At 72.7% G+C, this 23,245-nt stretch carries 20 protein-coding genes and 1 pseudogene; 15 read left to right on the forward strand and 6 right to left on the reverse strand.

Features of this window, described 5'->3' with window-relative positions; all coding sequences use genetic code 11:
- Positions 1-1,937, reverse strand: a 1,937-nt coding sequence (gene acs / locus IQ279_RS25855) for an acetate--CoA ligase (protein ID WP_206351742.1), incomplete at its 3' end; no start/stop codon positions are given.
- Between the two features lie 694 nt (positions 1,938-2,631).
- On the opposite strand from acs, the gene IQ279_RS25860 reads away from it, so the two are divergent.
- The gene (locus tag IQ279_RS25860; RefSeq protein ID WP_206351743.1) at positions 2,632-3,882 is read left to right on the forward strand and encodes a polysaccharide deacetylase family protein; all 1,251 of its coding nucleotides are present in this window, start codon (positions 2,632-2,634) and stop codon (positions 3,880-3,882) included.
- A gap of 121 nt (positions 3,883-4,003) precedes the next feature.
- Here the strand turns inward: IQ279_RS25860 and IQ279_RS25865 are convergent, their stop codons facing one another.
- Positions 4,004-5,005: an ATP-binding protein gene (locus tag IQ279_RS25865; RefSeq protein ID WP_206351744.1), complete on the reverse strand. Its 1,002-nt coding sequence runs from the start codon at positions 5,003-5,005 to the stop codon at positions 4,004-4,006.
- A gap of 104 nt (positions 5,006-5,109) precedes the next feature.
- Here IQ279_RS25865 and IQ279_RS25870 point away from each other — a divergent pair, with 104 nt between their 5' ends.
- Complete coding sequence (locus tag IQ279_RS25870) at positions 5,110-5,934, forward strand: Fic family protein (RefSeq protein WP_206351745.1); 825 nt, start codon at positions 5,110-5,112, stop codon at positions 5,932-5,934.
- Positions 5,935-6,383: 449 nt separating this feature from the next.
- Here IQ279_RS25870 and IQ279_RS25875 read toward each other — a convergent pair whose 3' ends face one another.
- A complete protein-coding gene (locus IQ279_RS25875) occupies positions 6,384-7,220 on the reverse strand; it encodes an HAD family hydrolase (RefSeq protein ID WP_206351746.1) in 837 nt (278 codons plus the stop codon).
- Between the two features lie 452 nt (positions 7,221-7,672).
- Here IQ279_RS25875 and ssd point away from each other — a divergent pair, with 452 nt between their 5' ends.
- The 7 genes from ssd (at position 7,673) to IQ279_RS25910 (ending at position 12,867) form a co-directional block, all read left to right on the forward strand.
- Entirely contained in the window at positions 7,673-8,773 is a 1,101-nt protein-coding gene (gene ssd / locus IQ279_RS25880; RefSeq protein ID WP_307792543.1) for a septum site-determining protein Ssd, read from the forward strand.
- Between the two features lie 92 nt (positions 8,774-8,865).
- Positions 8,866-10,011, forward strand: coding sequence for a TadA family conjugal transfer-associated ATPase (locus tag IQ279_RS25885; protein ID WP_206351761.1), 1,146 nt, complete (start codon positions 8,866-8,868; stop codon positions 10,009-10,011).
- Between the two features lie 83 nt (positions 10,012-10,094).
- Complete coding sequence (locus IQ279_RS25890) at positions 10,095-10,928, forward strand: type II secretion system F family protein (protein ID WP_241028764.1); 834 nt, start codon at positions 10,095-10,097, stop codon at positions 10,926-10,928.
- Positions 10,929-10,987: 59 nt separating this feature from the next.
- On the forward strand, positions 10,988-11,806 hold the full coding sequence (locus tag IQ279_RS25895; RefSeq protein WP_241028765.1) for a type II secretion system F family protein: 819 nt from the start codon (positions 10,988-10,990) through the stop codon (positions 11,804-11,806).
- Positions 11,807-12,031: 225 nt separating this feature from the next.
- The gene (locus tag IQ279_RS25900; protein WP_241713936.1) at positions 12,032-12,169 is read left to right on the forward strand and encodes a DUF4244 domain-containing protein; all 138 of its coding nucleotides are present in this window, start codon (positions 12,032-12,034) and stop codon (positions 12,167-12,169) included.
- Entirely contained in the window at positions 12,156-12,503 is a 348-nt protein-coding gene (locus IQ279_RS25905; protein WP_206351749.1) for a TadE family type IV pilus minor pilin, read from the forward strand. The genes IQ279_RS25900 and IQ279_RS25905 overlap by 14 nt, the downstream gene beginning before the upstream one ends.
- A complete protein-coding gene (locus IQ279_RS25910) occupies positions 12,487-12,867 on the forward strand; it encodes an Rv3654c family TadE-like protein (protein ID WP_206351750.1) in 381 nt (126 codons plus the stop codon). Before IQ279_RS25905 ends, IQ279_RS25910 begins: the two co-directional genes overlap by 17 nt.
- Here IQ279_RS25910 and sftH read toward each other — a convergent pair.
- Positions 12,791-15,256, reverse strand: a complete 2,466-nt coding sequence (gene sftH, locus IQ279_RS25915; protein ID WP_206351764.1) for a DEAD/DEAH box helicase — start codon at positions 15,254-15,256, stop codon at positions 12,791-12,793. The two genes, IQ279_RS25910 and sftH, sit on opposite strands and share 77 nt — an antisense overlap.
- A gap of 162 nt (positions 15,257-15,418) precedes the next feature.
- Here sftH and bldG point away from each other — a divergent pair, with 162 nt between their 5' ends.
- The 6 genes and pseudogenes from bldG to IQ279_RS25945 all read left to right on the forward strand — a co-directional run bounded on the left by bldG (position 15,419) and on the right by IQ279_RS25945 (position 22,170).
- Positions 15,419-15,760 carry an anti-sigma factor antagonist BldG gene (gene bldG / locus IQ279_RS25920; protein ID WP_093657489.1) on the forward strand — a complete coding sequence of 114 codons (342 nt, stop codon included), beginning with the start codon at positions 15,419-15,421 and terminating at the stop codon, positions 15,758-15,760.
- A 130-nt stretch (positions 15,761-15,890) separates the two neighbouring features.
- Positions 15,891-16,322 carry an ATP-binding protein gene (locus IQ279_RS25925; RefSeq protein WP_206351751.1) on the forward strand — a complete coding sequence of 144 codons (432 nt, stop codon included), beginning with the start codon at positions 15,891-15,893 and terminating at the stop codon, positions 16,320-16,322.
- A 506-nt stretch (positions 16,323-16,828) separates the two neighbouring features.
- Positions 16,829-19,180, forward strand: a pseudogene (locus IQ279_RS25930) (sodium-translocating pyrophosphatase); the annotation flags it as partial.
- Between the two features lie 397 nt (positions 19,181-19,577).
- Positions 19,578-20,156, forward strand: a complete 579-nt coding sequence (locus IQ279_RS25935) for a small secreted protein (protein ID WP_307792544.1) — start codon at positions 19,578-19,580, stop codon at positions 20,154-20,156.
- A 117-nt stretch (positions 20,157-20,273) separates the two neighbouring features.
- Complete coding sequence (locus IQ279_RS25940; RefSeq protein ID WP_307792545.1) at positions 20,274-21,860, forward strand: DUF7059 domain-containing protein; 1,587 nt, start codon at positions 20,274-20,276, stop codon at positions 21,858-21,860.
- A gap of 112 nt (positions 21,861-21,972) precedes the next feature.
- Positions 21,973-22,170, forward strand: coding sequence for a hypothetical protein (locus IQ279_RS25945; protein WP_206351753.1), 198 nt, complete (start codon positions 21,973-21,975; stop codon positions 22,168-22,170).
- Between the two features lie 130 nt (positions 22,171-22,300).
- On the opposite strand, the gene IQ279_RS25950 is transcribed toward IQ279_RS25945, so the two are convergent.
- Positions 22,301-22,546 (reverse strand): TM2 domain-containing protein, encoded by a 246-nt coding sequence (locus IQ279_RS25950; RefSeq protein WP_206351754.1) that lies wholly within the window; start codon positions 22,544-22,546, stop codon positions 22,301-22,303.
- 215 nt (positions 22,547-22,761) lie between these two features.
- Positions 22,762-23,244: a DUF2752 domain-containing protein gene (locus IQ279_RS25955; protein WP_206351755.1), complete on the reverse strand. Its 483-nt coding sequence runs from the start codon at positions 23,242-23,244 to the stop codon at positions 22,762-22,764.
- Between the last annotated feature and the right edge of the window lies 1 nt (position 23,245).

Raw genomic sequence — 23,245 nt, forward strand, 5'->3', positions numbered from 1 at the left:
AGCTTGGACTGGATGAGGGTCATCACCGTGGAGTCGGTCAGGGTGGTGACGTCCCCCAGGTCACGGTTCTCGGCGACATCGCGCAGCAGTCGGCGCATGATCTTGCCCGAGCGGGTCTTGGGCAGCTCGTCGACCGGCAGGATGCGCTTGGGCTTGGCGATCGGGCCGAGGTGCTTGGCCACATGGCCGCGCAGCTCCTCCACCAGTCCCTCGTCCTCGGCCGCGTCGCCGCGCAGGATGACGAAGGCGCAGATGGCCTGAGTGGTCTGCGGATCGGTGGCGCCGACGACCGCCGCCTCGGCGACCTTCGGGTGCGAGACGAGGGCGGACTCGACCTCGGTGGTGGAGATGTTGTGGCCGGAGACCAGCATCACGTCGTCCACCCGGCCCAGCAGCCAGATGTCGCCGTCCTCGTCCTTCTTGGCGCCGTCGCCCGCGAAGTAGCGGTCCTGGAAGCGGGACCAGTAGGTGTCCAGGTACCGCTGGTCGTCGCCCCAGATCGTCCGGAGCATCGACGGCCACGGCTCGGTCAGGACGAGGTAGCCGCCGGAGCCGTCGGGCACCTCGTTGGCCTCGTCGTCCACGACCGTGGCGGCGATGCCGGGCAGCGACACCTGCGCCGAGCCGGGCTTGGCCTCGGTGACGCCCGGCAGTGGGCTGACCATGATGGCGCCGGTCTCGGTCTGCCACCAGGTGTCCACCACCGGGGTGCGGTCGCCGCCGATGTTGTGGCGGTACCAGACCCAGGCCTCGGGGTTGATCGGCTCACCGACCGAGCCCAGCACCCGCAGCGAGGACAGGTCGAACTTCGCCGGGATGTCGTCGCCCCACTTCATGCAGGTACGGATGGCGGTCGGAGCGGTGTAGAGGATCGTGACCTTGTACTTCTCGACGATCTCCCACCAGCGGCCCTTGTGCGGAGTGTCGGGGGTGCCCTCGTAGATCACCTGGGTGGCGCCGTTGGCCAGCGGCCCGTAGACGATGTACGAGTGGCCGGTGACCCAGCCGACGTCGGCGGTGCACCAGTAGACGTCCGTCTCCGGCTTGAGGTCGAAGACGGCGTGGTGGGTGTAGGCCGTCTGGGTGAGATAGCCGCCGGAGGTGTGGAGGATGCCCTTGGGCTTACCCGTGGTGCCGGAGGTGTAGAGGATGAACAGCGGGTGCTCGGCCTCGAAGGACTGCGGGGTGTGCTCCTCGGACTGGCCGTCCACCAGCTCGTGCCACCACACGTCCCGGCCCTCGGTCCAGGCCGTCTCCTCGCCGGTGCGGCGGACGACCAGGACGCTGCGCACGTTCTCGGTGCCCGGCTGGGCCAGGGCCTCGTCGACGGCGGGCTTGAGGGCACTGGGCTTGCCGCGCCGGTAGCCGCCGTCGGCGGTGATGACGACACGGGCGTCGGCGTCCTGGATGCGGGTGGCCAGGGCGTCGGAGGAGAAGCCGCCGAAGACCAGGGAGTGGGGGGCGCCGATGCGGGCGCAGGCCAGCATCGCCACGACCGTCTCGGGGATCATGGGCATGTAGATCGCGACCCGGTCGCCGGTCCGCACACCCAGCTCGATCAGGGCGTTGGCGGCCTTGGAGACCTCGCGCTGGAGATCGGCGTAGGTGATCGCGCGGGTGTCGCCCGGCTCGCCCTCGAAGTGGATGGCGACCCGGTCGCCCAGGCCCGCCTCGACATGGCGGTCGACGCAGTTGTGGGCCACGTTGAGCCGGCCGTCCTTGAACCACTTGGCGAAGGGCGGGTTGGACCAGTCCAGGGTCTCGGTCGGCTCGGTCTCCCAGCTCAGTCGGCGGGCCTGCTCGGCCCAGAAGCCCAGCCGGTCCGCTTTCGCCCGTTCGTACGCCTCCGCGGTGACGTTGGCGTTCGCTGCCAGCTCGGCGGGCGGCGCGAACCTCCGTTCCTCCTTGAGCAGGTTGGCCAGGCTTTCGTTGCTCACGACATCTCCCTTTCCCAGGGTGTCTGGTGTGTCCCGCGTCATAGCAGACCAGCCCTTGTCGCCCCCTGACAAGGGTTGTCCGTCAAGTGGTGTAGACCTCTTGCGCTCAGGGGTCGACGCCTGTCGGTGAGCGGCCGACGAGCGGTCGAACGGCCTGTTTCCACGATCTTCGCCATGCTGCCGACCGCTGTTCCCCGCTGCGTGCGGGGCCGCTCGGGCGACCGCCGGGCCGCACGAGGACGGGGCCGCAGACGGACGAGCTGCTGTACAGCGTTGGCCAGGCAGGGCCCCTCCAGTGCTTCGCTCTCGAGGGGCCCTGCCCTCGGGGCGCGGGTAATCCGGTCGGCCGGCGTGGTCGATGGGATCGGCGGGACCGGCGCCGGTGGAACGTTCGGAGGGATGTCCGGGGGACGGGGGTGGCGCAGGTGGACGCGATGCCTCCATGGCGAGATTTCGTTACTCCAAGTATTCATATGACTACCCAAAGCTTCGGTAAAGGGATCGTAATGTGGCCCGAGGGGGCGAGGAAGGGGGGCGAAGCAATCGGGCTCACTGTTCACACCCGAGGGTGAATAAGTCATAGGAACCACTCCCTTCGCTTGCGCCTCTCACAGTGCGTGTGAGGTTGGTCGCAGGCCGAACGCATCGGCCGGAAGAGCACGAAAGCCACGACGGAAGCGATGAGGTGGAGAGCATGGGAGTCGCGCGGAGGCTGACCAGAGGCGCTGCGGGAGCGGCCGTACTGATCGCGCTGGCGGTCGGTTGCTCGAGCTCGTCCCCGAGCGTGTCGAAGGACGAGGGTCGTGCGAACAAGGACGGGCGGAAGGCGAAGCCCGCGGGCAGGGTCAAGCTCATAGGCGACGGCTCCACCGCCTACATAGGCGCCCAGCCGAACCAGCCCGAGTTCGGGCGTCTGAAGCCCGGCGACAAGCCTCCGCAGTTCGTCGTCTTCTCCTGGGACGGCGCGGGAGAGGACAGCAAGAAGCTCTTCTCGCACTTCCGCGAGGTGGGAAGGAAGTACGACGCGCACATGACGTACTTCCTCAGCGGCGTGTACGTACTGCCCGAGGACGAGGCCCACCGCTACGAGCCCCCCGGCCGCGGCCGCGGCGCCTCGGACATCGGCTACCTCAAGGACGAGAACATACGGGCCACGCTGGAGCAGCTCCGCGGAGCCTGGCTCGAGGGGAACGAGATAGGCACCCACTTCAACGGCCACTTCTGCGGGGCGAACGGCGTCGGCAGCTGGACGCCCGAGCAGTGGAAGAGCGAGATCGAACAGGCCAAGTGGTTCCTGAAGAACTGGAAGACCACGACCGGCTGGAAGGACCTGGAGCCCCTCCCCTTCGACTACGACCGGGAACTGGTCGGCGGCCGCACCCCCTGCCTGGAGGGTCGCGAGAACCTGCTTCCCGCCGCGAAGGAGATGGGCTTCCGCTACGACTCCTCCGGCAACGGCACCCAGGTCTGGCCCGACAAGGAAGGCGGCCTGTGGGACCTGCCGCTCCAGCAGGTGCCGATGCCCGGGCGCTCCTTCGAGACGCTCGCGATGGACTACAACTTCCTGGCCAACCAGTCGGGGACGGTCAACGGCGATCCGGCGCAGCGTGAGGCCTGGGGGCGTCAGATGCGCGACGGCCTGCTGGCGGGCTTCGACCGTGCGTACGACGGCAACCGCGCGCCGCTGATCATCGGCAACCACTTCGAGGGCTGGAACGGCGGCGTCTACATGAAGGCCGTCGAGGACGTCATCAAGAAGGTGTGCCCCATGGCCGACGTGCACTGCGTCTCCTTCAGGCAGCTCGTCGACTGGCTCGACGCCCAGGACCCGCGGATTCTGGAGAGGCTCCGCACGCTCGGGGTGGGGCAGGCGCCCGAGGGAGGCTGGAAGAGGTTTCCGACCGCCCCCTCGACGGCGGCCCCCTCCCGGCCCTCCGGCGCGTAGGCCCCCGGCCCCCCGGTCCCGGCACTCCCGTACGAGCGGTGCGGTCGGCGCGCCCGGTGCCCCGGGCGCGCCGACCGCGTGACGCGCCGGCCGGGGCCGGGGAGGCGGGACGGGAGTCGGCTCAGGCGCTCCGGGAGGCGGGGGCCGGCTCCTCGCGGAGCACGAAGGCGGGATCGACCTGGGCCGCCAGGTCGGCTCCCGTCCTCGCGTTGCCCCAGCTCTCGGCGTTCTTCAGATGGAAGTGCACCATCTGCCGGGTGTAGCGCTCCCAGTCGCGCAGCCCGTACGACGCGTCCGCCGTCTCCTGCATCATGCGCAGCGCCTTGTGGTTCGCGTCCTCCAGCTCGGAGAAGGGCCGGACACGGCCCTTCTCCATCGCGCGCACCCAGTCGGAGTGCCCGACGGTCACCAGCAGGTCGTCCCCGGCCTCCGCGTGCAGGAAGTCCAGGTCGTCCTGGCCCTGCACCTTGTTGCCCACCACGCGCAGCTGGACGTCGTAGTCCCGGGCGTACTCCTTGTACTGCCGGTAGACCGCCATGCCCTTGCGGGTCGGCTCGGCCACCAGGAACGTCATGTCGAAGCGTGTGAACATCCCGGAGGCGAAGGAGTCCGAGCCCGCCGTCATGTCGACGACCACGAACTCCCCGCGCCCGTCCACCAGGTGGTTCAGGCACAGCTCGACGGCGCCGACCTTGGAGTGGTAGCAGGCCACGCCCAGGTCCGCCTCGGTGAAGGGACCGGTCGCCAGCAGCCGTACGTCGCCGCCGTCGGGGACGCCGCCGGGCGGGACGCGGCGGGCACAGGCGTCGTACACGGGGTTGTCCTCGGTGATCCGCAGCAGCCGGGACCCCTCGCCGGGCGGAGTCGTCTTGATCATCGTCCCGGCCGAGGCGATCCGGGGGTTGGTGCCGCGCAGGTACTCCTTGATCAGCGGCAGGTGGGCGCCCATCGCGGGCAGGGCGGCCGCCTCCTCCTCGTCCAGGCCCAGCGCGACGCCCAGGTGCTGGTTGATGTCGGCGTCCACGGCGACGACGGGGAGGTGCTGGGCGGCGAGGTGACGGACGAACAGCGAGGACAGCGTCGTCTTGCCGCTGCCGCCCTTTCCTACGAAAGCGATTTTCATGATCGGAAGCGTAGTGGGGCACCCGCGGCACGGAGGGGGATCGCGTGAAGAAGACCACTCGATCGTGGGGCGTTCACGCCTTCGGGGGTGCGTAGGGTCTAGGCATGCCTACGACTGCTGATCCCCTCGCCGCGCTGGGCTCGCTGCCCGGCGTCGCCGACTCCGTCGAATCGGTGCGCAAGGCCGTGGACCGGGTGTACGGGCACCGTGTGATGCGGCGGCGCAGCAGCGAGGTCACCGCCGAGGCGGTGCTGCGGGGCGCCCGCGCCTCGGCGGCGCTCGACGGCGCCGACTGGCCGCTGGAGGAGGTGCGCCGCCGCAGCGACTTCGGCGCGGACGCCGAGGCGCGTACGGTCGGCGCGGCCCTGCGGGTGACCGCGGAGGCGGGCCAGTTGCTGGACGTGTGGCGGCAGTCGCCTCTGCGGGTGCTGGCCAGACTCCATCTGGTGGCGGCCGGCGGTGAGGCGGAGGGCGACCGGGTGGGCCGGCCGCGGCTGGCGGGCGAGCCGGTGGAGGAGACGCCGGCGGCCGGGACGGCGCTGCCGGACGCCGCCGAGGTCTCGGCCCGGCTGGACGCCCTGGCGCAGCTCGTCGTCGCGGGGACCTCCGCGCCCGCGCTGGTGGTGGCGGCGGTGGTGCACGGCGAACTGATGGCCCTGCGGCCCTTCGGTACGCACAACGGCCCGGTCGCCCGGGCGGCGGAGCGGATCGTGTTGATCGGCGGCGGTCTGGACCCGAAGTCCGTCTGCCCCTCGGAGGTAGGTCACGCCGAGCAGGGCGCCGGTGCCTATGCCGAGGCGTTGAAGGGGTACGTCTCCGGCACCCCGGAGGCAGTGGCGGGATGGATCGGCCACTGCGGCCGGTCGGTGGAGCTGGGTGCGCGGGAGAGCACCGCGGTCTGTGAGGCCCTTCAGCGCGGGGCGGCCTGACACCGGGGGCCCGGCGGGGCCCGGGAGGCGTCACCCAAGACCCCGTACACAGTGATGCGGCGGCACCGGCGCGAGGTCGGTGTCGCCGCTGGCACGTCCGCCGGGGTACCAGGCGTGCACGGTATCGCCGTCATCAGGAGGGACTTCGCCCGACCCTGGTGCGGCCGGCCCTATCGCGGGTCTGCTGCGCGTGGGTTCCCGGCTTCCATGCTCGGTCCGTGGGGCCTTCGTCCGCGCCGGCCCCCCTTTCGGGTGGGATCGGCCAGGTCTCGCGGGCCGTTGACTCCTTTGTACCCCACCCGGGGACGAAGTGGAACCTCTCACCGCAGAGCTTTGCTTTACCCCTCAAACGCCTTGTAGGTGCACATGGATCTCCGTAGAGGCGTGCCGTGGAGGCGCACAAGGAGGCGCACAGGGGGGTCGTGGACCCCGCCGGAGAGCGGCGGTGCTCACGCCGTGCGGAGACGGGCGCGCCGCCGGCCGGCGTACCAGACCAGGCCGGCGGTCGCCGCCGCCGCGCCCACCGCCACTGCGGCGGCCAGCACGGGGCGCTGCGACATGGCGAGGGAGGGCACCCGCTGCTTGAGGCGTACCGGGCGCTGGAAGGTGAGGATCGGCCAGTCCCGGGACACCGCCTCCCGGCGCAGCGCCCGGTCGGGGTTGACGGCGTGCGGATGGCCGACCGCCTCCAGCATGGGGATGTCGGTGGCCGAGTCGCTGTAGGCGTAGCAGCGCGAGAGGTCGTACCCCTCGGACTCCGCCAGCTCGCGGACGGCCTCCGCCTTGGTCGGGCCATACGCGTAGTACTCGATCTCGCCGGTGAAGCAGCCGCCCTCGACGACCATGCGCGTCGCCACGACGCGGTCCGCGCCTATGAGCTCACCGATCGGCTCGACCACCTCCGCGCCGGAGGTGCTCACGATCACGACATCGCGCCCGGCGAGGTGGTGCTCCTCGATGAGGGAGGCGGCCTCGTCATAGATGATCGGGTCGATGAGCTCGTGGATGGTCTCGGCGATGATCTCCCTGACCTGCTGGACGTTCCAGCCGCGGCACATCGCGGACAGGTAGGCGCGCATCCGCTCCATCTGGTCGTGGTCGGCGCCCCCGGCGAGGAACACGAACTGCGTGTACGCGGTGCGCAGTGCGGCGCGCCGGTTGATCAGCCCGCCATGGTAGAAGGACTTGCCGAAGGTGAGCGTGCTCGACTTCGCAATGACCGTCTTGTCCAGGTCGAAGAAGGCAGCGGTGCGCGGCAGCGAGTGGTTTTCCACGAGGTTGAGCATATGCGCCCACCATTCGGCGTAAGGTGGGGCGCGTGGGTTTGCCTGAGAAGGCTCTCGGGTACACCATGGAAGTCACGGATCGTTCGCGACCGTGCTACCCCGGTCCGGCTCCTCCCCCCCCGAGTCGGCCGTGGAGACGACCCCCGCTCTCCCCCCCGGCGGGGGTCGTCGCATGTCCGGACGCTTTTTCGCGTCGTTGGGCTTCCCTCCTCCCCTTCCTCGGTCCACGGTGGCGCCGGCCCTCTCCCTCCGCAGGTGGTCACTCTCCGTATTCGTCGGCCCGCTCATGCGGAGTCGCTCGTTTGGGTGAGCAAGTTATTCACAACTGCCGAGTTGTCCACGTATTTAGACCAAGATCATCGAGTTTTTCCGTTCCCCGGCACGGTGATTGAGCGCGAAGTTCGCGGGACCGCCGCGAACTGGAGAGCGAGAATCCGGAAGGGGAACGGGACGTGACCGGAAGCATCCTGATCGTCACCGAGGACGAGAAGTTGCTGGACGATCTGCTGCGCCTGTGCGCGGCGGCCGGGGCCGAGGCGGAGGTGGAGCACGGGGCGCCACCGGGCCCGGGGCGGTGGGAGAGCGCCCCGCTGGTGCTGGTCGGTGACGACCGGGCCGACGCGCTGTACCGGTCGGCGCGTGCGCCCGCGCGCCGACCGGGGGTGCTGCTGATCGGCCGGGATCTGGACGACCCCGGCGTCTGGCGGCGCGGTGTGGGGATCGGAGCGGAACACGTGGTGCTCCTGCCCGACGGCGAGTCGTGGCTCACCGGCCGGATCGCCGACGCGGCCGAGGGGGTGGGGCGACAGGCGCTGACCGTCGGGGTCATGGGAGGCCGCGGCGGCGCCGGGGCCTCCACCCTGGCCTGTGCGCTGGCTCTCACGGCCGCGCGTGCCGGGCACCGCACGATGCTCGTCGACGGCGATCCGCTCGGCGGCGGGCTCGACATCCTGCTCGGAGGGGAACGGGCGGAGGGCCTGCGCTGGCCCGCGTTCGCCGACTCGCGCGGCAGGGTCGGCGGTGCGGCTCTGGAGGAGTCCCTGCCCAGGCTGCACGGTCTGCGGCTGCTCAGCTGGGACAGGGGGGAGAGCGCGGCCGTCCCGCCGGAGGCGGTGCGCGCGGTCCTGGGGGCGGCCAGACGGCGTGGCGGAGTGGTCGTGGTCGACCTGCCGCGGCGGTTGGACGAGACGGTCGCCGAGGTGCTGGCGCAACTCGACCTCGGCCTGCTGGTCGTACCCGCCGAGCTGCGGGCCGTCGCGGCGACGCAGCGGGTCGCCTCCCGGGCCGGCCTGGTGCTGCGGGACCTGCGGGCGGTGGTACGAGGCCCCTTCGGGCCGGGGCTGGACGGTGAGGAGATCGCCCGGCTGCTGGGGCTGAGCCTCGCCGGTGAAATGCCCGCCGAGACGGGACTGCCGGCCGCGGCGGACGCGGGCCGGCCGCCCGGGACGGACACACGAGGTCCGCTGGCCCGGTTCTGTGCGGAGTTCTGGGCCCGCGCCTTGCCGGAGGGCGGCGCCCGGCCCTCTGGCGGCCGTGGGAGCGTGGCCGCGTGAGCGCGCGTACGGAGGCCCCGAGGAGGGCGCGCGGGAAAGCGGACGCGCCCGCACGGGCGGATGCCTACGGCGGGGCGCCGGCTCCGCGGACGCTGGTGGACGCGGTGCGTCTGCGGCTGGCGGAAGCCGGCGCGGAACCCACGCCCGCCAGGGTCGCGGCGGCGCTGCGGGCTCAGGGGCGGCTGCTCGGGGACAGCGCGGTGCTGGGTGTGGTGGAGGCGCTGCGGTCGGAGATGGTCGGTGCCGGTCCGCTGGAGCCGCTGCTGGCAGAGCCGGAGGTCACGGACGTCCTGGTGACCGCTCCGGACGAGGTCTGGGTGGACCGCGGCGGCGGAGTGGAGCGGACCGCCGTCCGTTTTCCCGACGCGGCGGCTGTGCGCAGACTCGCCCAGCGGCTGGCCACCTCGGCGGGACGGCGGCTGGACGACGCCCATCCCTGGGTGGACGCCCGGCTCCCGGACGGCACCCGGCTGCACGCGGTGCTGCCCCCTGTGGCGGTCGGCTGCACATGCCTGTCCCTGCGGGTGGTCCGCCCGCGGGCCTTCGCCCTGCCGGAGCTGGTGGCGGCCGGCACGGTGCCCCCGGGCGGGGAGGCGCTGTTGGGGGCGGTCCTTGACGCCAGGCTGTCGTTCCTGGTCAGCGGTGGGACAGGGTCGGGCAAGACGACCTTGCTGTCGAGTCTGCTGGGACTGGTGGGGCCCAGGGAGCGGATCGTTCTGGCCGAGGACTCGGCCGAGCTGCGCCCCGACCATCCGCACGTGGTGCGGCTGGAGACGCGTCCGGCCAACCAGGAGGGCGTAGGCCGTGTCACCCTGCGGGACCTGGTGCGGCAGGCGCTGCGCATGCGGCCGGACCGGCTCGTCGTCGGCGAGGTGCGCGGCGCGGAGGTGACGGATCTGCTGGCCGCGCTCAACACGGGCCACGAAGGCGGCTGTGGGACGGTCCACGCCAACGCGGCGGCCGACGTACCGGCCCGGCTGGAGGCGCTGGGCACCACGGCTGGGCTCGACCGGACGGCGCTGCACAGCCAGCTCGCGGCGGCGTTGTCGGTGGTGGTCCATCTGCTGCGGGATCGCCGGGGCCGGAGACGGATCGCCGAGATCCATGTGCTGGAGCAGGACCGGTACGGCCTGGTGGTGACGGTGCCCGCCGCCGTTTGGGGGCCGGACGGCTTCGCGCGGGAGCGGGGCTGGCCGCGGCTGGAGCGGCTGTGCGCACGGGGCGGTGGTGCGCTGTGACGGCGGCCGGGGCGCAGGCGGGTGCGCAGCCCGAGGTGGTGTACGCGGGTTCGGTGTGTGCGGCGATGGTGTGCGCCGGAGCGATGAGCAGGCTTCTGGGCCGCCCCGGTGAGGGGGCGCGGAGGGCTCGGCTGCTGTGCTCCGACGGCGCCGAGCCGGTGTCCCGGTGGAGCGGCCCGGCAGCCGGTGCCGTGGAGGCCGTCGTCCGGACGGTGCGCGGAATCGGGGCCCGGGTGGGTCCCGCTGGGTGGTGTCCGGTGGGCGGCGCCCTGCTGGCGCTGCTGGGGGAGTCGGTGCTACCGCTGCTGGCCGGTGCTGTGGTGGCGCCGCTGCTCGCCCGTCGGTTGCGCGTGCGGGAGCGGCGCCGCGCGGGGGCGGCGAGGGAGGCCGCCGTCATCGCCCTGTGCTCGGCGGTCGCGGGTGAGCTGCGGGCGGGGCGTACGCCCGAGCGGGCTCTGCTGGTGACCGGCATGCCCGGCTTCGGGGACACCGGGGCGGTGGTGCTGGCGGCCGCCCGTTTCGGAGGGGATGTGCCGGAGGCGCTTCGGCAGGCGGCCCGGCAGGAGGGGGCGGAAGGGCTCGGTGGGATGGCCGCCTGCTGGCAGGTGGCGGTGGACGGGGGTGCGGGCCTCGCGGACGGGCTGGAGCGGGTGGCCGGTTCGCTGCGGGCGGAGCGCGACCGGCGGGAGGAGCTGCGCGCCCAGCTGGCGGGTCCGCGGTCCACGGCGCTCGTCCTGGCCCTGCTGCCCCTCTTCGGGCTGCTGCTGGGCGGTGCGATGGGGGCGAGACCGCTGCACGTGCTGCTCCACAGTCCGGCTGGGTGGGCCTGTCTGGCCGGTGCCGGGCTGCTGGAGTGGGCCGGGCTGGCGTGGGTCTCCCGGATCGTCCGGAGTGCGGAGGAGGGCGTGCGGAGATGAGCGGCGGCTTTGTCCACAGCGTGTGGGCAACGTGTGCGGAGCTCTTCCCATCGCCTCCGTTGCCGCCGCTGGCCGCGCTGCCCCTGTCGGCCGTCGCGCTGTGCCTGGCCGGCGGGGTGCCCGCGGCGAGCCGGGCGCGGCGCCTCCGCCGCAGACCGGTGGAGCTGCTGGGGGCCGGTGTCGGCGCCGGGTCCGGGGTCGGGGTGCGGAAGGTGCTGCGCGTGGTTGGTGTGCGGCGGTCGCCGGCCCGGGAGGTGGCCGCGATGGCCGGGGCCGGAGCCCTGGTGGCCGCCCTGGCCGGAGGTCCGGCCGGCTGTCTGCTCGGGGTGGTGGTGGCGTACGGGGTGCGGCGTCTGCTGCGCGGCGGGAGGGCGCGAGGAGGTATCGCGAGGAGATCATATATGGATAAAAAGGGCGAAGTGAGTGGTGTGGGTGCGGAGTCGGCGGTGGCCGGACATCTGCCGATCACCGCGGAACTGCTGGCCGCCTGTCTGGCGGCCGGGTCGGGACCGGGCGAGGCGGCCGGTGCGGTGGGGGGCTCGGTGGGCGGCCCCCTCGGCGAGGGGCTGGTGCGAGCCTCGGCCGAACTGAGGCTCGGCGGCGACCCGGTGGGCGTCTGGGCGCGACTGGGCGAACTGCCGGGAGCGGCGGAGCTGGCCCGGTGCATGGAACGGGCGGCGACGACCGGCGTGCCCGCGGTGGAACCGGTCGGCCGTCTGGCCGCCGAGTGCCGGGCACAGCGGGCCCGGGCGGCCACCGAGCGGGCACGGCGGGCCGCGGTCCTGGTCACCGGGCCGCTGGGGCTGTGCTTTCTGCCCGCCTTCCTGCTGGCAGGTGTGGTCCCGGTGGTCATCGGCCTGGCGCGGTCGCTGCTGTGAACCGCGCGGTACGGCCCGCGCCCGTGGCGGGCGCGGGTGGCAGGGCGGACGGCGAGACGGAAGAGACGGGTCATGCGGGGACGATCGACGGAAGGACGAGCGGTGCGGGCACGAGCGGTAGGGGTACGGACACGGGAGTCGCGTGGACGGAACGGGCAGACGCGGATGGCGGCGTGGATCGGCCGGAGGGCGCGCGGAGCCCGGGGCCGGGACGCGCAGGCGGGGATGAGCACCGCGGAGTACGCGGTGGGCACGATCGCCGCCGCGGGTTTCGCTGCGGTGCTCTACAAGATCGTCACCAGCGGCCCGGTCTCCACGGCGATGCGGCAGCTGATCGAGAGGGCGCTCGATGCGGGCTTCTGAGAGGCGGGACCGGGGCTATGTCACCGCGGAGACCGCCGTGGTGGTCCCCTCCCTGGTCGCGCTGCTCGGGCTGCTGCTGTGGGGCGGTGCGGCGGTGGCCGCACAGGTCCGCTGTGTGGACGCGGCGGGTGCGGGAGCGCGGGCGGCGGCGAGGGGCGAGCCGCCCGAGAGGATCCACCGGGCCGTGCGGGAGGTCGCCCCGCGGGGAGCGGAGCTGAGCACGTCCCGGGAGGGCGAGCTGGTGCGGGTACGGGTCACGGCCAGGGCGGCCGGCCCCGGCCCGCTGGGCGTGGAAATGGAGGCCGAGGCGGTGGCGTATGCGGAACCGGAGTGATCGCCGGCCATCTCGCGGCGGCGTCCGCTCCGGGGAGCGGGGATCGGCCACGGTGTGGGCCGCGCTGTGCGGACTGGTGCTGTGCGCGGTGGCGGCGGGCGTACTGGCACTGGGGCAGGCCGTCGTCACGCGCCATCGCGCGGGCGCGGCGGCGGACGCGGCGGCGCTCGCGGCGGCCGACCACGCTCTTCGGGGCGCGCAGGAGGCATGCGGCGCCGCGCGGCGGGTGGCGGCCGCGCAGCGGGCGAGGGTGGTGCGCTGCCAGGTCCGGGAGGGGATCGCGGATCTCACGGTGCGGGTGCGGGCGGGTCCGTACTCCGCAGGGGTGAGGGCGCGGGCGGGTCCTGCCGCAGCAGCTCCGTGAGGAGCCGTACCGCACCCCGTTTGTGCAGGGGGTCGTTGCCGTTGCCGCACTTGGGCGACTGGATGCACGACGGGCAGCCACTGTCGCACTCGCATGCGGCGATGGCCTTGCGGGTCGCGGTCAGCCAGTCGCGGGCGGCGTGGAAGGCGCGTTCGGCGAAGCCGGCGCCGCCGGGGTGCCCGTCGTAGACGAAGACCGTCGGCAGCAGGGTGTCGGGGTGCAGCGGCACCGAGACGCCGCCGATGTCCCAGCGGTCGCAGGTGGCGAAGAGCGGCAGCATGCCGATGGAGGCGTGCTCGGCGGCGTGCAGGGCGCCGGGCAGCACCTCGGGGCCGATCCGGGCGTCGTCGAGCTGGTCCTCGGTGACCGTCCACCACACCGCGCGGGTGCGCAGGGTGCGCGGCGGCAGGTCCAGCTTGGACTCGCCGAGCACCTCGCCGGTGACGAGCCTGCGGCGCAGATAGGAGACGACCTGGTTGGTGACCTCGACGGAGCCGAAGCACAGCCGTGCCCGGCCCCATGGGATCTCGGTCTCGGTCTCCAGCACGGAGACCGAGGTGGTGTCCCTGGCCATCGTCGTCCAGGGCGGATTCGCCTCCTCCACCAGGGCGACCGAGTCCTCCAGGTCGAGGCGGCGGACCACATAGGTGCGGCCCTGGTGGAGGTGGACGGCGCCGTCGTGGACGGTGGTGTGGGCCGCCGCGGCGTCGACCGTGCCCAGCAGCCGCCCAGTGCCGTCCTCCACCACCTGGACGGGCCGGCCGCCCTGGCCGCGGATGTCGGTGAGGTCGGCGGCCCGCTCGCGGCGGGTCCAGTACCAGCCGGTCCCCCGGCGGCGCAGCAGTCCGCGCCGCTCCAGGAGCGGCATCAGCTCGGGCACGGACGGCCCGAACAACTGGAAGTCCGCCTCGGTGAGAGGTACCTCCGCCGCCGCGGCGCACAGATGGGGGGTGAGGACGTAGGGGTTGCCCGGATCCAGGACGGTGGACTCCACGGGGCGGCGGAAGATCGCGTCGGGGTGGTGGACGAGGTAGGTGTCCAGCGGGTCGTCCCGGGCGACGAGGACGGCCAGGGCGCCCTGGCCCGCCCGCCCGGCGCGTCCGGCCTGCTGCCACAGGGAGGCGCGGGTGCCGGGGTAGCCGGCCAGGATCACGGCGTCGAGGCCGGACACGTCGATGCCGAGTTCGAGCGCGGTGGTAGCGGCCAGCCCGAGGAGTTCACCGGAGTGCAGGGACCGCTCCAGGGCGCGGCGTTCCTCCGGCAGGTAGCCGCCCCGGTAGGCGGCGATCCGCCCCGCCAGGGCGCGGTCCATCTCCGACAGCCGCTCCCGGGCGATCACCGAGATCAGCTCGGCGCCGCGCCGGGAACGCACGAAGGCGACGGTCCGCACGCCCTGGACGGTGAGGTCGGTCAGAAGGTCGGCGGCCTCGGCGGTGGCGGTCCGCCGCACAGGGGCGCCGCGCTCGCCCTGCGTCTCCGCCAGCGGGGGTTCCCAGAGGGCGAAGACCACCTCACCGCGCGGGGAGGCGTCCTGGGTGATCTCGGTGACGGGCAGGCCGGTGAGGCGGGTGGCCGCCTCACCCGGGTCGGCGGCGGTCGCGGAGGCCAGCAGGAAGACCGGCTCGGAGCCGTGGCGGGCGCACACGCGCCGCAGCCGGCGCAGCACCTGGGCGACGTGCGAGCCGAACACGCCGCGGTAGGTGTGGCACTCGTCGACGACCACATAGCGCAGAGCGCGCAGGAAGGAGGCCCAGCGGGGGTGGGCGGGGAGCATCCCGCGGTGCAGCATGTCGGGGTTGGTGAGCACGTGGTTGGCGTACCGGCGCACCCACTCGCGCTCCTCGACGGGGGTGTCCCCGTCGTAGACCGCCGGGCGGACGGCGCTGCCCAGCGGCGCGGCCAGCTCGCTCACGGCCCGCCGCTGGTCGGAGGCCAGTGCCTTGGTCGGAGCGAGGTAGAGGGTGGTGGCGCCGCGCCCGTTCGGGGCCTGCGAGCCCTCCAGCAGCACGCTGAGCACCGGGGCCAGGTAGGCCAGCGACTTGCCCGACGCAGTGCCGGTGGCGACCACCACGGATTCCCCCCGCAGCGCGTGCTCGGCGGCACGGGCCTGGTGCTCCCACGGACGGTCGATGCCAGCGGCGCGGATCGCATCGACCACTTCCGGCCGAATCCGACCAGGCCAGTCCGCATGACGACCGTTCCGCGGGGGCAGGTGCTCCACATGGGTGATGCGCACGGCCCGGTCCGCCCCCGCGGCAAGGCTTTCGAGGACCGTTCGGGGAGACGGGGACGGGGGGCGTGTGCCTGCGGACGTCGCATGGTGGTCGGTGGCCATCGGAATCGAGTGTGTCACCGGCGCGACGGACAATGGCCGCAAGGCGTCGTGCAGGCCCCCGGGTAAGTGATTGAATGCTTCTGCGGCTGCCGATCCGTCCTCTACCTTCGGCGGGGAGACGACCTCCCCACGTCCGGTGGGGATGGCCCGTCCCCACCTTCCGGTGGGGAGGCGCCAAGGGGGCGGACCGCTCGATAGCAAGGTGCTGGAGGATCTGTGGACCTGTCCCTGTCGACCCGTACCGTCGGCGATCGCACGATCGTCTCGGTGGGTGGCGAGATCGATGTATACACCGCGCCCAAGCTGCGCGAGCAGCTGGTCGAGCTGGTGAACGACGGCAGCTACCACCTGGTCGTGGACATGGAGGGCGTTGACTTCCTCGACTCCACCGGCCTCGGTGTGCTCGTCGGCGGACTCAAGCGTGTGCGCGCCCATGAGGGATCTCTGCGCCTGGTCTGCAACCAGGAGCGCATTCTCAAGATCTTCCGCATCACCGGCCTGACCAAGGTGTTCCCCATCCACACCTCGGTCGACGAGGCCGTGGCGGCCACCGACTGAGAGCCGGGCCGAACGAGCTCGCAAAAGGCGCTCAGGGGCGCCGGACCGGCACCTGGCCGGTCCGGCGCCCCTGAACGGCCGTCAGGCACCAGGTCACCGGGTGACCGCAGGCATTACCGAGGGGGATGGCATGGCCACCGTCGAACTGCGCTTCAGCGCGCTGCCCGAGCATGTGAGGACGGCGCGTCTGGTGGCGGCCGCCGTCGCGCGCCGGGCCGGTGTCGACGACGCCGTACTGGACGAGGTACGGCTCGCGGTGGGCGAGGCGTGCAGCAGAGCGGTCGGCCTCCATGTCGGCCACGGTCTCGGCACACCCGTCCGGGTGGCGCTGACCGAGGACGAGAAGGTCTTCCGCATCGAGGTGGGCGACGACGTTCCCCAGGCGGCGCTGGGCGCGGCCCAAGCCGCCCCCGGGAGCGGGGACGGTACCGGGGGCGACGACGAGGTCGACATGGGGCTCGCGGTGATCAGTGGGCTGGTGGACGATGTCGAGGTGACCGCCGACGAGCGCGGCGGCCTGATCCGCATGAGCTGGCCGACCAACCCCGAGCCGCTCGACTGACCGTCCCGCGCGGGTCCACCCGCGTGGCGACCGGCTCCCCGGCCTTCCGGGGCCGGCCCAGGCGCCCCTTCCGGGGCGCCTGTCCCATGTCCGGCTCATGTCCGGTCCACGGTCCGGTCCCGTCCGGACGACTCCGCCTGTCCCGCCCCGGTCCGCTCCACGTCCGGCCCGACCCGGGTCCGGTCCAGGACCGGACCCGGACCGGACAACTCCCGGCCGTTGTCGCTCCGCCGCGGGCGACCTGCGCATATCCGTCTCCGAGCTCCGCCCGGGAGCCCCCGCGGTATTCCGAGATCTTTTTCCCGGTGTCCCCGGATAGGAATATCCCGGCCGTTCGGGGGAATTATTTCCGGTGCCCGCTATTCGATCTTTGCGGGTGCGGAACGGCAGGAAATACCGCACTCTGTTGTGAGCCGAAGCAGCTCCCTACAATCCGTCCACATCTTTGCAGCAGGACGCCTGAGCGTGCTTGCGCGCGCCCATGTGCCAAACGTCAAGGAGGACGAATGGCGGGGCACCACACCCCTTTCCAGAACCGGCTACAACTGGCCGATGCCGTGCTCACCAGCGGCAATCGCGGCCTGGTGCTGGTGATCGCGCTCGTTGCCGCGGCAGCCCTGGCGGTCGCCGCGGTGCTGGTACGTCAAGTGCTCGCCGCGGGTGAGGGCACCGACGGCATGAAGAAGATCGCATCCGCCGTGCAGGAAGGCGCGAACGCCTACCTCGCACGGCAGTTGCGCACCCTCGGCATATTCGCCGTCGTGGTCTTCTTCCTGTTGATGTTGCTCCCGGCCGACGGTATGGGCCAGCGAATCGGACGCTCGGCGTTCTTCCTGGTCGGCGCCGCTTTCTCGGCGGCCACCGGCTATATCGGCATGTGGCTGGCCGTACGCAGCAACGTACGGGTCGCGGCCGCCGCCCGGGAGGCCACTCCCGGCGAGGGAGAACCCGCGAAGGACCTGACCGGGGTATCCCACCGGGCGATGAAGATCGCTTTCCGTACGGGCGGGGTCGTCGGCATGTTCACCGTCGGCCTCGGTCTGCTCGGGGCCGCCGTCGTGGTGCTCGTGTACGCCGCCGACGCGCCCAAGGTGCTGGAGGGCTTCGGTCTGGGAGCCGCCCTGATCGCGATGTTCATGCGGGTGGGCGGCGGCATCTTCACCAAGGCCGCCGATGTGGGCGCGGATCTCGTCGGCAAGGTCGAGCAGGGCATCCCCGAGGACGACCCGCGCAACGCCGCCACCATCGCGGACAACGTCGGCGACAACGTCGGCGACTGCGCGGGCATGGCCGCCGACCTCTTCGAGTCCTACGCCGTCACCCTGGTGGCCGCGCTCATCCTGGGTACGGTCGCCTTCGGCGACTCGGGGCTGGTCTTCCCCCTGCTCGTTCCGGCGATCGGCGTCCTCACCGCCATGATCGGCGTCTTCGCGGTCGCGCCGCGCCGCGCCGACCGCAGCGGCATGACCGCCATCAACCGCGGTTTCTTCATCTCCGCGGTGATCTCCCTGGTCCTGGTGGCCGTCGCGGCGTTCGTCCACCTGCCGGGCAGCTTCGGCGAGCTGGAGGGCGTCACCGACACAGCCATCGCCGGCCACGACGGCGACCCGCGCGTCTTCGCCCTGGTCTCGGTCGCCATCGGCATCGTGCTCGCCGCGCTGATCCAGCAGCTCACCGGCTACTTCACCGAACCGAGCCGCCGGCCCGTGCGCGACATCGGCAAGACCTCGCTGACCGGTCCCGCCACCGTGGTCCTCTCCGGTATCTCCATCGGCCTGGAGTCCGCCGTCTACACGGCGCTGCTGATCGCGCTCAGCGTCTACGGCGCCTTCCTGCTGGGCGGCGCCTCCATCATGCTGGCGCTGTTCGCCGTCGCCCTGGCGGGCACCGGCCTGCTCACCACCGTCGGTGTCATCGTCGCGATGGACACCTTCGGCCCGGTCTCCGACAACGCCCAGGGCATCGCCGAGATGTCCGGCGACGTCGAGGGCGCGGGTGCCCAGGTGCTCACCGATCTCGACGCGGTGGGCAACACCACCAAGGCCATCACCAAGGGCATCGCCATCGCCACCGCGGTACTGGCCGCCGCGGCCCTCTTCGGCTCCTACCGCGACGCGATCGCCGGCGCGGTGTCGGACGTGGGCGCGCGGGCCGGGGAGCTGGGCCTGAGTCTGGACATCTCGCAGCCGAACAACCTGGTCGGCCTGGTCCTCGGGGCCTCCGTCGTCTTCCTCTTCTCCGGGCTGGCGATCAGCGCCGTCTCCCGGTCGGCGGGCTCGGTGGTCCTCGAGGTGCGGCGCCAGTTCCGCGAGCGGCCCGGGATCATGGACTACAGCGAGAAGCCCGAGTACGGCCGGGTGGTGGACATCTGCACCAAGGACGCGCTGCGCGAGCTGGCCACACCCGGTCTGCTGGCCGTCATGGCACCCATAGCGGTCGGCTTCACGCTCGGGGTCGGCGCGCTCGGCTCGTTCCTCGCCGGCGCCATCGGCGCGGGCACGCTGATGGCGGTCTTCCTGGCCAACTCCGGTGGGGCCTGGGACAACGCCAAGAAGCTGGTCGAGGACGGCCACCACGGCGGCAAGGGCAGTGAGGCGCACGCCGCGACGGTCATCGGCGACACGGTCGGCGACCCGTTCAAGGACACCGCGGGCCCCGCGATCAACCCGCTGCTGAAGGTGATGAACCTGGTGGCGCTGCTGATCGCGCCCGCCGTGGTGCGGCTCAGCTACGGCGACGACGCGAGCGCCGGTGCGCGGGCCGCCATCGCGGTCCTCGCCCTCGGCGTCATCATCGGGGCGGTCTACGCATCCAAGCGGCGCGGTATCGCGGTCGGCGGCGAAGGCGGCGAAGGACGCGAGGAGGGCGAAGGAGGAGGGAAGGACGTCGGCGGCGCCGCCGGACGCACTTCCGGAGCGCCGGGTTCCCCCGGCTCCCCCGGCACCTCGGGCCCGTCGGGTCCGTCGGGCCCCTCCGAGCCAGGGGCTCCGGTGGCGGCGCCTTAGCGGGGCCTTATCGGGGTTGTAGCGGGGCCGGCCGGGGAGACTCCGTGCGGGAGTCCCCGGCACGTGGCGGTGGGTGGTGCTCCAAGGCGCCGCCCACCGCCACGTGCCGGGGGGCGGACCGTGTGAGATGCGCTCAACATAAATGGGTATCCAAGCCTTTAATGTGAACTATTCACCCCACCGCTCCACGGCCGGTGACCCTCCTGCGTGTATGTTCCGGGCCGAACACCCACGAAGGGATCGATCCGGAGTGAACAAGAAGCTTGCTGCCGCGCTGTCCGGCACCGCGGTGCTCGTGCTCGCCCTGAGCGGGTGCGGCGACGAGGGCAACGAGAAGGCCGAGCGGTGGGCCCAGGAGTACTGCGGCTCGCTGCAGAAGCAGAACAAGACCATCGACGGCGCCAACCGGGCACTCGCGCGGATCACCGAGGGGGACAAGGCTCCCGAGGAGGTCAAGAAGACAGACGTGGAGGCCTTCGGCGATCTCTCCACCGCCTACAAGGCCCTGTCCACCGCCGTGCGCGAGGCGGGTGTTCCGCCGCTGGAGGACGGCTCCCGGATCCAGAAGAACGCGATCAAGCGGCTCGACGCGCTGTCGGCCACGTACGCGGACCTCCGTGAGCGGGCCGAGGCCCTGAACGAGAAGGACCAGTCGGAGTTCGCCGACGGGTTGCAGGACATCGCCGGAGAGATGGACAAGCTTCCCAAGCAGTTCGGCGAGGTGGAGAAGGCGCTGGGCGAGTTCCGGCAGGGCGATCTCCAGGAGGCGATAGCGGGTCAGAAGGGCTGCCGGAGGCCGTCGCCGGCGCCGTCCGCCTCGGCGGCGTAGCGGAAGGCGACGGCGGAGGGCCGGAGCAGGGGGAACCCGGGAAGCCGGAAGCCACCCGGGCGCGGAGGCGCGCGGGGGGCCTGCGTACGCCGGGGCGCTCCGCGTGACAATGGGGAGGTGAGTGACCGCCTCCCCACCCCCGGACCCGCCCTCCCCCGGCTGCGCGACGCCTTCCTCGCCGCCGGCTTCACCCCCGACGGGCTGCTGGAACTGCTCGGCGCCCCCGCCTACGCGGCCCTTGCCCGCAACGAGACCGTCCCCGCGCTGCGCGCCACGCGCGGCGGCGGGCGGCTGGAGACGCTGGTGCGGCTGTTCCTGCTCCAGTGCCCGGTGCCCTACGAGCGGGCCCGCTCGGCGCTCCCGGCCGACGAGGCGCTCACCGACGGCTGGCTGCGCCGCCGCACCGGAGCCGGCGCGGACGCGGGCGGTGGTGGCGACGCCGTCTCCGCCACCGTGGACGTCCGCCCGTACGCCGGGCCGGAGGGGCTGAACTGGTGGATCGTCTCCGACCTCGGCTGTGCGGTCGGCGGCGCCGGCGGCATCCGTACGGCCGAGGGCGCCGGTACGGGCACGGCTGCGGGCACGGCCGCCCGCTCGCGGCTCGTCCTCGGCGTCGGCGGTGCCTCGACGACCCTGGCGGGCATCACCGTGCGCACCCCCGCGGCCCGCGCCCTGGACCTGGGCACCGGCTCCGGCGTCCAGGCACTGCACGCCTCCCTGCACGCAGGCTCCGTCACCGCCACCGACCTCAACCCCCGCGCCCTGCGCCTGACCCGCCTCACCCTCGCCCTCTCCAAAGCGCCCGAGGCCGATCTGCGCGAGGGCTCCCTCTTCGAGCCGGTCGAGGGCGAGGCGCCCTACGATCTGATCGTCTCCAACCCGCCCTTCGTCATCTCCCCCCGCGCGGCGGACGGCACCCGCCTGACCTACCGCGACGGCGGCATGGGCGGCGACGACCTGTGCCGCACCCTCGTCGAGCGCTCCGCCGCCCACCTGGCCGACGGCGGCTACTGCCAGCTGCTGGCCAACTGGCGGCACATCGAGGGCCGTGACTGGAGCGAGCGGCTGGCCTCCTGGGTGCCCGAGGGCTGCGACGCCTGGATCGTGCAGCGCGAGGTGCAGGACACCGCCCAGTACGCCGAGCTGTGGCTGCGCGACGCCGGCGAGCATCTGGGCGACCCGGCCGTGTACGCCGCGCACTACGACGCCTGGCTGGAGGAGTTCGAGGCCGGCGGCACCACCGGTGTCGGCTTCGGCTGGATCACCCTGCGCAAGTCGGGCGCCCGGAACCCGTCGGTCACCGTCGAGGAGTGGCCGCACCCGGTGGAGCAGCCGCTCGGCGAGGAGGTGCGCGCCCACTTCGAGCGCCGGGACTTCCTGCGCGCCGCGGACGACGCGGCCCTGCTCGCCACCCGCTTCGTACTGGCCGACGAGGTCGCCCAGGAGCAGATCGGCAGGCCCGGCGCGGACGATCCGGAGTACGTGGTGCTCCGTCAGAACCGCGGCATGCGGCGCGCGACGCAGGTGGACACGGTCGGTGCGGGCTTCGCCGGCGTGTGCGACGGATCGCTTCCGGCCGGCCGCATCGTCGACGCCATCGCCCAGCTCCTCGGCGAGGACCCGGTGGGGCTGCGCGACCGCACTCCGGAGTCCATCCGCCTCCTGGTCGAGCAGGGCTTCCTGCTGCCCGCGGGAGGGGAGTAGGGGGCGGGCCTGACGGGCGGGCCGTACGTTTGGCCAGAGCTCGCCCGGCTGGCCGAACGGCGTTCACCCGGTGTTCTCCGCCGCGATCCCCGCGGGTGCCACCGTGCTCCGCATGGAAAGCGGACCCGCCGTCTTCGCCGGAGCGGCCTTCACCCTGTTCGGCGCCGGACTGCTGCTGTGGACCTCGGTGCGCGTACGGCTGCGCGAGCCGGTGGCCGAGGGGGCCGAGCAGGCCACCGCGGCCGTGCTCGCCTCGGTGTTCGGCGCGGCCTTCCTGGCCGCCGGACTCTGGACGTTCACACGCCTGTGAGCCGTCCGGCCCCGGAACCGGGCCTCGGGCCCCGCGCAAAGAGGGAGAGCGGCCCGTGTCTCCCGTCGTCGGAGAGGCACGGGCCGCCGGGGTGCGTGCGCCCTGACGGAGCCCGGTCACCGGCCGGCCGTCAGCCGCGCAGGACGCGGCCCTGCTTGTCGGTGCGGTCGTTGCTGGTGAGGAAGAGGATTCCGTCGATCAGCGACCAGATGCCGCAGCCCCCCATGGTCAGCAGCTGTGCGACCGCCATGCCGATGTGACCGGTGTAGAAACGGCCGATGCCCAGGTAGCCCAGGAAGATCTGCAGCAGACCAGCGGTGATCTTGGACTTGTCGGAGTACGGCTGGCCGTTGGGCGCGGTACCGGGGAACGCCATGGGTGGCTCCTTCGTGCTTCAGATGGGGACACGCCACGGCCGCTGATGTCATGTACCAGACGTGCCGTGGCGGAATCCCAGACCACCGAGACCCGGCGAGGGTTGCGGCGAGCCCGCGGTTGTGATCGAACAGTGATCCGATGGCGCGTCACTTACCTGCGAAAACGTCCGGGACCCGAGCCCCGCGGGCGACGGGCGGAGACCACCGGCCGGTCTCAGCCGACCAGGTTGCGCACCACCGCCCACACCACGGCCGTCCCCAGCACCACCGTCGTGCCGACCTTCCCCAGCCTCGGCCGGTAGCGGCGCCCGCGCAGCCCCTCCAGCAGCCAGCGCCCGCCGAAGTACGCGGCGGCCGGGATGCCGAGGGTCAGCAGCAGGGCGTTGTCGTGGAAGGCCGCGACGACGTCCCCGTGCATCAGGTCGTACGTCATGCGGGTGCCGCCGCACGCCGGGCACAGCAGCCCGGTCACCGCGTTGAGCGGGCAGCGAGGCAGCCACTGCCCGGCCTGGTGCGGGTTGGTCCCCCACAGGTAGGCCGCACCGGCCAGTCCGGCCGCGAGCGAGCCCAGCGGCGGCGCGGCGGGGTGGGTGCGCAGGGTGTGCACGGCCCGGGCGAGCACTCCGGCGCCCCGGCTCCCGCCCACCTCCCCGGTCCCTTCCGCTCCCGTTTCCGTCCTCCCGGTCACCGTGGTCATT

Origin of the sequence: Streptomyces verrucosisporus (assembly GCF_017114865.1) — a bacterium.
GTDB lineage: Bacteria > Actinomycetota > Actinomycetes > Streptomycetales > Streptomycetaceae > Streptomyces > Streptomyces fenghuangensis.